The 8,395-nt window shown below is 74.3% G+C and carries 8 protein-coding genes and 1 pseudogene; 5 read left to right on the top strand and 4 right to left on the bottom strand.

What is annotated here, in order from left to right; all coding sequences use genetic code 11:
• Positions 1-92: 92 nt before the first annotated feature.
• Positions 93-1,319: an ROK family protein gene (locus IEZ01_RS25450; RefSeq protein ID WP_019884288.1), complete on the bottom strand. Its 1,227-nt coding sequence runs from the start codon at positions 1,317-1,319 to the stop codon at positions 93-95.
• A 108-nt stretch (positions 1,320-1,427) separates the two neighbouring features.
• Here IEZ01_RS25450 and IEZ01_RS25455 point away from each other — a divergent pair, with 108 nt between their 5' ends.
• From IEZ01_RS25455 to IEZ01_RS25465, 3 genes are all read left to right on the top strand, one after another.
• The gene (locus IEZ01_RS25455; protein ID WP_189203964.1) at positions 1,428-2,666 is read left to right on the top strand and encodes an MFS transporter; all 1,239 of its coding nucleotides are present in this window, start codon (positions 1,428-1,430) and stop codon (positions 2,664-2,666) included.
• Between the two features lie 108 nt (positions 2,667-2,774).
• Entirely contained in the window at positions 2,775-3,146 is a 372-nt protein-coding gene (locus IEZ01_RS25460) for an SCO4225 family membrane protein (RefSeq protein WP_189203955.1), read from the top strand.
• Positions 3,133-3,876 carry a maleylpyruvate isomerase family mycothiol-dependent enzyme gene (locus IEZ01_RS25465; RefSeq protein WP_019884291.1) on the top strand — a complete coding sequence of 248 codons (744 nt, stop codon included), beginning with the start codon at positions 3,133-3,135 and terminating at the stop codon, positions 3,874-3,876. Before IEZ01_RS25460 ends, IEZ01_RS25465 begins: the two co-directional genes overlap by 14 nt.
• A 239-nt stretch (positions 3,877-4,115) precedes the next feature.
• On the opposite strand, the gene IEZ01_RS25470 is transcribed toward IEZ01_RS25465, so the two are convergent.
• Positions 4,116-4,508, bottom strand: a complete 393-nt coding sequence (locus tag IEZ01_RS25470; protein ID WP_019884292.1) for a MarR family winged helix-turn-helix transcriptional regulator — start codon at positions 4,506-4,508, stop codon at positions 4,116-4,118.
• Between the two features lie 87 nt (positions 4,509-4,595).
• Here IEZ01_RS25470 and IEZ01_RS25475 point away from each other — a divergent pair, with 87 nt between their 5' ends.
• A complete protein-coding gene (locus IEZ01_RS25475) occupies positions 4,596-6,086 on the top strand; it encodes an MFS transporter (protein ID WP_189203956.1) in 1,491 nt (496 codons plus the stop codon).
• Between the two features lie 235 nt (positions 6,087-6,321).
• Here IEZ01_RS25475 and IEZ01_RS25480 read toward each other — a convergent pair whose 3' ends face one another.
• Together IEZ01_RS25480 and IEZ01_RS25485 are read right to left on the bottom strand one after the other, a co-directional pair.
• On the bottom strand, positions 6,322-6,987 hold the full coding sequence (locus IEZ01_RS25480; protein WP_019884294.1) for a response regulator: 666 nt from the start codon (positions 6,985-6,987) through the stop codon (positions 6,322-6,324).
• Positions 6,984-8,210 (bottom strand): sensor histidine kinase, encoded by a 1,227-nt coding sequence (locus tag IEZ01_RS25485; protein ID WP_444545490.1) that lies wholly within the window; start codon positions 8,208-8,210, stop codon positions 6,984-6,986. The genes IEZ01_RS25480 and IEZ01_RS25485 overlap by 4 nt, the downstream gene beginning before the upstream one ends.
• On the opposite strand from IEZ01_RS25485, the pseudogene IEZ01_RS35200 reads away from it, so the two are divergent.
• Positions 8,200-8,395: pseudogene (locus tag IEZ01_RS35200) on the top strand (hypothetical protein); the annotation flags it as partial. The gene IEZ01_RS25485 and the pseudogene IEZ01_RS35200 sit on opposite strands and share 11 nt — an antisense overlap.

An 8,395-nucleotide genomic window follows, 5' to 3' on the forward strand; every position in this document is an offset into this window, starting at 1 on the left:
CGCACACTAGTTCCCCTGGCGCCCCCCTGCCCAGCGAATTCGCGAGCGACGTGGGGGACTTCACGGGTGGAACTCCTCCAGCTCCCCCGCCGTCAGGCGGCGGGGCGGCCCAGGGCCGCCAGCGGGTCGTCGAGGACGGGCTGCCAGGCGAGTTCGGCCGCGCCGACCAGGCTGTTGTGGTCCAGGGTGCACGGCAGGATCGGCACTCCCCCGCTGCGGCCCCACAGGCTGCGGTCGGCGACGACGGCGCGCAGTCGTTCCGGGTCGGCGTCCAGCAGTTCGCGGTGGAGGCCGCCGAGGATGATGCGGTCCGGGTTGAGGATGTTCACGAGTCCGGCGAGGCCGAGGCCGAGGCGGTCGATGAGCTCCTCGGTGGCCGCCCGTACACCGGGGTCGGCGGGCCGGTCGCGGAGCAGGTCGCGGGACTGCTGGAGCAGGGAGACCTCCGGTCCGGGGGTGCGGCCGGCGGCGGTGAGGAAGGCGAGCGGGTCGGTCTCGACGTCGAGGCAGCCGCGGCTGCCGCAGTGGCAGGGGCGGCCCTCGGGGTTGACGGTGAGGTGGCCGACCTCGAGCGCGAGTCCCGAACTGCCGGTGTGGAGGCGGCCGTCGAGGACGAGCGCGCCGCCGACGCCGCGGTGTCCGGTGGCGACGCACAGGAGGTCACGGGCGCCCCGGCCGGCGCCGTGGCGGTGTTCGGCGAGTGCGGCGAGGTTGACGTCGTTGCCGGTGAAGGCGGGCCCGTCGATGCCGGCGGCGCGTACCCGCTCGGCGAAGATCTCGCGGACCGGGGCGCCCGCGGGCCAGGCGAGGTGGAGTGGATTGAGGGCGGTGCCTTCCGGTTCGGCGACGGCGGAGGGCGCGGCGAGTCCGGCGCCGACGCAGCGGCGGCCGCTGGCGCGGAGCAGGTCGGCGCCCGCGTCGACGACCGCGCCGAGGACCTGGGCGGGGTCGGCGGAGACGGTGACACAGCCGGGGGCGGTGGCCACGATCTGTCCGCCGAGGCCGACGAGCGCGGCGCGGAATCCGTCGGAGTGGACCTGGGCGGCGAGCGCGACGGGGCCGCTGTCGTCGACGGCGAGGCGGTGGGAGGGGCGGCCCTGGGAGCCGGCGGCTGCGCCGGGGTTGTGGTCGACGCGGATGAGACCGAGGGCTTCGAGTTCGGCGGCGACGGCGCCCGCGGTGGCGCGGGTTACACCGAGCTCGGCGGTGAGGACGGCGCGGGTGGGCGCGCGGCCCGTATGCACCAGTTCGAGCGCGGGGCCGAGTGCGCTGCGGCCTCTGTCCAGCCGTGTCCGAGTCGTCGTCGCCTTGCCGTTCATGGGGGCGAGTCTCCCATGATCCGCACCCGCCACGGCCCGCGCGGGGTGCTGCCGCGCTCCGAGACCGCCAGCTTGTCCGGATCGGTGTTCCACCTCTATTCTGACTTTGTGCCGCTACTAAACAAACTCAGGTCGGCCGCCGCGGGGGGACCCGGCGGAAACCCCGCCGCACCCGCCCTCGCTCGCCTTCGCACCGCTCTGACCCTCTTCTTTGCCCTCGACGGCTTCCTGTTCGCCGGCTGGGTGGTACGGATTCCGGCCATCAAGGAGCAGACCGGGGCCTCCGCCACCGGCCTCGGCCTCGCCCTCCTCGGGGTCTCGGCCGGCGCGGTGGTCACGATGACCTCGACCGGGCGGCTCTGCCGCCGCTTCGGCAGCCACGCCGTCACCGTCGCCGCCGCCACCCTCATGTCGCTGAGCATCGCCCTTCCGGCCCTGACCGGCTCCACGCTCGCCCTCGGCCTGGTCCTGCTGGTCTTCGGCGCGGCCTACGGCGCCGTCAACGTCAGCATGAACAGCGCCGCCGTCGACCTGGTCACCGCGCTGCGCAGGCCCGTGATGCCCAGCTTCCACGCCGCGTTCAGCCTCGGCGGCATGGTCGGGGCCGGGCTCGGCGGCCTTGTCGCCGGGCCCCTCAGCCCGACCGCGCACCTGCTCGCGCTGACCTCCGCCGGTCTGCTGCTGACCGCGGCGGCCGGTCCCGTGCTGCTCCGTGAACCCGCGCCCGTCACCCCGCCCCGGGCCGACGCGCCCCCGGCCGGCCGCCCGATGGACGGGCGCACGCGCCGTCTGGTCGTCGTGTGCGGGGTGATCGCGCTGTGCACCGCGTACGGAGAGGGGGCGATGGCCGACTGGGGCGCGCTCCACCTGGAGCAGGACCTGCACGCCCACCCCGGCCTCGCTGCGGCCGGGTACGCGCTCTTCGCCCTCGCCATGACCACGGGCCGGCTGACCGGTACGGCACTCCTGGAGCGGCTCGGGCAGACCCGGACCCTCGTCGCCGGCGGGGCGACCGCGGCCGCAGGCATGCTGCTCGGCGCGCTGGCCCCGACCGTATGGGCGGCGCTGCTCGGCTTCGCGGTGACCGGGCTCGGGCTGGCGAACATCTTCCCCGTCGCCGTGGGGCGCGCGGGCGCGCTGGCCGGTCCCGCCGGGGTGGCCACCGCCTCGACCCTCGGATACGGCGGCATGCTGCTCGGGCCGCCCGCGATAGGGTTCCTCGCCGACCTGTTCTCGCTGCCGCTCGCCCTGACGACGGTGGCGGCGCTGGCGGCGGGTGCGGCGCTGATCGGGTTCGCGGCGCGCACGGCGGTCTCCACACCGGCTCCGGTGGCCGGGTCCGGCTGAGCAGGAGTACTCAGACGGACGGCGGGCGGGCCGCCGCACGATGAACCCGGCCCGTCCGCCTCACCGTCCGGTCTTCCCGGCCGGAACCCCCAGGGAGCACGATCCACCGTGGCACTGCGCCTGCTCCGCGCCTTCGCGCGGACGACCTTCGGCAACTGGCTGTCGCTCAGCTACCTCGGCCTGGTCACGCTGACGGTCCTGATCGGACTGGGAGACTCCGACGGCGCCGCCTTCGGCGCCGGCATGCTCGCCCTGTTCCTGTCCGCGCCGACGAGCGCGCTGCTCTTCACCCTGCAGGGCATGCTCGGCGACTGGGCCGAGTCCGCTCCGGCCGTCCACTGCCTGTTCCTCTTCTCCTACCTCTTCCAGGCCTTCGTCCTCGGGCGGATCGTGGCCCTCGGACGGGGGAAGCCCGGTCAGCACGAGCTGCCCCTGAGGTCGGGGCCACGCTGGCAGAATCCCGATCATGGAGATATCTGAGCACCTCGCGGCCCTCGACCGGGAAGGCCGGGCGCTGGCCGAAGCGGCCGCGTCGGCGGGACCGGACGCCCCCGTCCCCACCTGCCCCGGCTGGCGGGTACGCGACCTGCTGCGGCACACCGGCATGGTGCACCGCTGGGCCACCGCCTTCGTCCGGGACGGCCACACCGACTACCGGCCCGACGGCGGCGAGCCGGACCTCGACGGGGACGACCTGCTCGCCTGGTTCCGTGAGGGCCACGCGCTCCTGGTCGACACGGTGCGAGCGGCCCCCGACGACCTGGACTGCTGGACCTTCCTGCCGACCCCTTCCCCGCGGGCGTTCTGGGCCCGCCGCCAGGCACACGAGACGGCCGTCCACCGCCTCGACGCGCAGTCGGCGCTCGCCGAAGGTCCCCGACCCGTGGACGCCACCCTGGCGGCGGACGGCGTCGACGAGCTCCTGAGCGCCTTCCACGCCCGCGACCGCAGCCGGGTGCGCACGCCGGAACCGCGGGTCCTGCGCATACGGGCCACGGACACCGGTGACGTATGGACCGTACGGCTCTCGGCGGATGCCCCGCGGACCACCCGTGACGCCGAGGGACCCGCCGACTGCGAGCTGAGCGGACCGGCCGGGCGGCTGTACGCGATGCTGTGGAACAGGCTGCCGCAGCAGGCGGTGACGGTGACGGGCGACGCCTCGCTCGCGCGGCTGTGGCGGGAGACGTCCGCCATCACCTGGTCGTAGCGCCTACCGGCTTCACGGGGGGGGACGAGAGACTGCGGGGGCGGCTCTCGGGCGGCGGGGACGTGAGACCGCGGGCGGCTCTCGGAGCTCGGGGGCCTCAGGGGCCGTTGCCCAAGGCAGGACCGCCGCCCCGATCGCGCCCCGGGGCCTCGGGGGCCGTCCACCCGAGGCAGGACCGCCGCCCCCGCTCGCGCTCGGGGGCCCGGGGGCTGTCCACCGCAGGCAGCACCGCCGCCCGCTCAGCCCTCCAGCATCCGGGTCAGGACCGCCCGCTGGAGCGGCTGCACCTCGGCGTGGCGTGCCCGCCCGGCGTCCGTGAGGGCGACCCGGACACCTCGCCGGTCCTCGCCGCACATGCCGCGGACCACGAGCCCGCTCTTCTCCAGCCGGCCCACCAGGCGCGACAGCGCGCTCTGGCTCAGATGCACCCGGTCCGCCAGCTCCTGGACGCGATAGGACGTGCCGCCGTCGGCCGGGGCCGCCTCGGCGAGCACGTCGAGGACCTCGAAGTCGCTGGCGCCGAGCCCATGGCGGTGAAGCTCGCGGTCGAGCTCGCACATCGTCCGGGCGTGCAGCGCGAGGACGTCCCGCCACTCCTGTACGAGCGCACGCTCGGACTTCTTCGCTGCCATGCGGGCACGTTAGCAGAGATCGGCCTCTTTGTTGCACGGGAATTAAATGCGCTTACATTGAATGCACGTGCATGTACTGTGCTCCGCATGACCTCTCCGCTCAACGTCCCCGCCACACAGGCACGCTGGAGCCCCCGCCTGTGGGGCACCCTGCTGGTGCTCTGCGCCGCGATGTTCCTCGACGCCCTCGACGTCTCGATGGTCGGCGTCGCCCTGCCGTCGATCGCCACGGACCTCGACCTGTCCACGTCGACCCTGCAGTGGATCGTCAGCGGCTACATCCTCGGGTACGGCGGACTGCTGCTCCTCGGCGGCCGTGCCGCCGATCTGCTCGGCCGCCGCCGCGTCTTCCTGATCGCCCTGGCCGTCTTCGCGGTCGCGTCCCTGCTGGGCGGCCTCGTCGACTCCGGCCCGCTGCTGATCGCCAGCCGCTTCATCAAGGGCCTCAGCGCCGCGTTCACCGCGCCCGCCGGCCTGTCCATCATCACGACCACGTTCCAGGAAGGCCCGCAGCGCAACCGCGCCCTGGCCATCTACACCACCTGCGCCGCCACCGGCTTCTCCATGGGCCTGGTCCTGTCCGGCCTGCTCACGGAGCTGAGCTGGCGCTGGACGATGCTGCTGCCCGCCCCGGTCGCGCTCCTCGCGCTCATCGCCGGCATCAAGCTCATCCCGCACAGCGAACGCGACAACACCCACCGCGGCTACGACCTGCCGGGCGCCGTCACCGGCACGGCCGCCATGCTGCTGCTCGTCTTCACCGTCGTCCAGGCACCCGAGGTCGGCTGGACCTCCGCCCGTACTCTGCTGTCGTTCCTGCTCACCGCCCTGCTCCTGGCCACCTTCGTGATCATCGAGCGGCGCAGCGCCAACCCGCTGGTCCGGCTCGGCGTGCTCCGCTCCGGTCCGCAGGTACGGGCGCAGCTGGGGGCGATGGCGTTCTTCGGCTCGTACGTCTCCTTCCAGTTCATCGTGACCCAGTACATGCAGTCACTGCTCGGCTGGTCGGCCCTGCAGACCGCGCTCGCCTTCCTGCCGGCGGGTGTGCTGGTGGCGCTCTCCTCCACGAAGATCGGCGATCTGGTGGACAGGTTCGGCACGCCGAAGGTCATCGTGACCGGGTTCGCGCTGCTCGTGGCGGGATACGCACTCTTCCTCCGGGTCGATCTGCACCCGCGGTACGCGGCGGTGATCCTGCCGTCCATGCTGCTGCTGGGCGCGGCGTGCGCGCTGGTCTTCCCGTCGCTCAACATCCAGGCCACCAACGGCGTGGACGACGACGAGCAGGGCATGGTCTCGGGCCTGCTGAACACCTCGATCCAGGTCGGCGGCGCGATCTTCCTCGCCGTGGTGACGGCGGTGATCACCGCGGGCGGCGGGGCGGAGGGCGCCTCCTCCCCGCAGGCGGTGCTCGACCACTACCGGCCCGGGCTCGCCGTGGTCACCGGCATCGCCGTGGTCGGCCTGCTGATCACGCTGCCGGGCCTGCGCCGTCGGGCCGCGGCACCGCAGCCCTCACGGGTGGTCGCCACGTCCGCCGGGGTGCCGACCGCCGAGAAGGTCGTCGTACGGGACTGAGAACCCCGGGTCCTGACGGGGGACGCGCGGCGGGGGGCCGGAAACGGCCACCGGCCGCGCGCGCCCGCGCGTGAGGCGCCCAGGAGCGACCACGGCACCAGCAGGGCACCACCGGCCGCGCGCGCCCGCGCGTGAGGGGGCTGGTCGCCGGGCGGTCCGGGCGCTTCATGGTCCAGGCGCTTTATGGTCCGGGGGCGGGCGGCGTGAGGCCGTCCGGAGGCGGGGCGGGGCCGGGTCAGCCCAGCCAGCCGGGGCGTACGAGCCCCGACTCGTAGGCCATGACCACGAGTTGGGCCCTGTCGCGGGCGCCGAGCTTCACCATCGTGCGGCTGACATGAGTCTTCGCGGTGAGGGGGCTGACGACTAGGCGGCGGGCGATCTCCTCGTTCGACAGGCCGATCCCGACGAGCGCCATCACCTCCCGCTCCCGCTCGGTGAGTTCCCCGAGTCCCCGTGGATCGGCCGGGCCCTTGGAGCGGGCCGCGAACTCCGCGATGAGGCGGCGTGTGACACCGGGCGACAGCAGGGCGTCGCCCTCGACCACCGCCCGTACGGCGCGGAGCAGTTCCTCCGGCTCGGTGTCCTTGACGAGGAATCCGGAGGCGCCGGAACGGATCGCCTCGAAGACGTACTCGTCCAGTTCGAAGGTGGTCAGCATCACCACCTTGACCTCGGCGAGCGTCTCGTCACCGGTGATGGCGCGGGTCGCCGCCAGCCCGTCCAGAACGGGCATCCGGATGTCCATGAGGACGACATCGGGGCGCAGTTCACGTGCGGCCGTCACGGCCACCGCGCCGTCGGCGGCCTCGCCCGCGACCTCGATGTCCGGCTGGGCGTCGAGCAGCGCCCGGAAGCCGGCCCGGACCAGCGACTGGTCGTCGGCGAGCAGCACTCGGATCACGGCGTCTCCTTCGGCGTCAGCGGCAGGAACGCCTCGACCCGGAATCCGCCGTCCGGGCGGGTGCCCGCCTCGATCGTGCCACCGAGCGCGGCGGCCCGCTCCCGCATCCCGGCCAGCCCGTTGCCGCTGCCGCCCGCGTCGGCGGCCGTGGCCGGTCCGTCGTCGTCGATCCGCAGCGCGACCTCGCCGGGTGCGTAGGTGATTCGTATCCGCGCGGTCCGCGACCCGGAATGGCGCACCACGTTCGTCAGCGCCTCCTGGACGATCCGGAACGCGGCGAGATCGGCGCCGGGTGGCAGCGCGACCGGCGTCCCCACGTGGGCGACGTCGACGGTGAGCCCCGCGCCCGCGGCCTGGTCGACGAGCTCGGGCAGCCGGTCGAGACCCGGGGCGGGGGTGCGGGGTGCGTCCCCGGCCCTGCGCAGGGTGTCGAGGACCTGGCGGACCTCGCCCAGGGCCTCCTTGCTGGCCGACTTGATGGTGGTGAGGGCGGCCCTGGCCTGCTCGGGATCGCTGTCGAGCAGCGCGAGGCCCACCCCCGCCTGGACGTTGATGACGGCGATCGAGTGCGCGAGTACGTCATGCAGTTCGCGCGCGATCCGCAGCCGCTCCTCGTCCGCGCGGCGCCGCTCGGCCGCCGCCCGCTCGGCCCGCTGCTGCGCCCACTGCTCCCGGCGTACGCGTACCAGCTCGGCGCCCGCGAGGATGGCGGCGACCACGGCGGCGATCGGGATCTCCTGCCCCCAGGGGGCGGCGTCGTCGCCGGCGGGCGGAAGGTGTCGGTAGAGCCAGTGCGCGATCAGCAGATGCCCCAGCCACAGCAGACCCAGCGCCCACCAGGCGGCCCTGCGGTGGCCGTGCACGATCGCGGCGAACACCGCGACGGCGACGACGGCGAAGACCGGGCCGTACGGATATCCGCCGCCGAAGTAGACGAGCGTGAGGGCGGCCGCGCCGAAGACGACCGGGACGGGGTACCGGTGCCGCAGCACGAGCAGCCCCGAACCGGCGAGGAGCAGCGTCCTGGCGAACAGATCGAGCGCCTCCCGGTCGGGCTGCCCGCGCGCGGCGAAGCCTGAGCCGACGAGAACGAAGACGGCGATCAGGAGGGTCGACCGCCAGGGCAGCCGACCGCCCTGCTCCCGCACCGCCCAGCGCCACGGCCGCGGCGGTCCGGGGCGAGCGTGATCATGACGTCCGTACCCATCGTCCATGCCGGCCACGCTAGCCGCGGGCGGCCCTGGGGGGCGTCAGCCGGACGTGGTGGGCGCGGGTACTCCCTGGGGAGTACGAGCGGGGGGCGGCGGCGTGGCGCCGGGCGTGGGCGGCCGCCGTGGCGCCGGACCGGAGACCTTCCCGGCCGGGGATCCGGTGCCCCCGAGCCGGGAGCGGCGCCAGGCACCGTGGC

This window comes from Streptomyces purpureus, from assembly GCF_014648195.1.
Classification (GTDB): domain Bacteria; phylum Actinomycetota; class Actinomycetes; order Streptomycetales; family Streptomycetaceae; genus Streptomyces; species Streptomyces purpureus.

Coding starts and splice junctions, on each gene's coding strand:
- IEZ01_RS25450 (WP_019884288.1), bottom strand. CDS start 1,319: ATGAACGGCAAGGCGACGACGACTCGGACACGGCTGGACAGAGGCCGC.
- IEZ01_RS25465 (WP_019884291.1), top strand. CDS start 3,133: ATGGAGATATCTGAGCACCTCGCGGCCCTCGACCGGGAAGGCCGGGCG.
- IEZ01_RS25470 (WP_019884292.1), bottom strand. CDS start 4,508: ATGGCAGCGAAGAAGTCCGAGCGTGCGCTCGTACAGGAGTGGCGGGAC.
- IEZ01_RS25475 (WP_189203956.1), top strand. CDS start 4,596: ATGACCTCTCCGCTCAACGTCCCCGCCACACAGGCACGCTGGAGCCCC.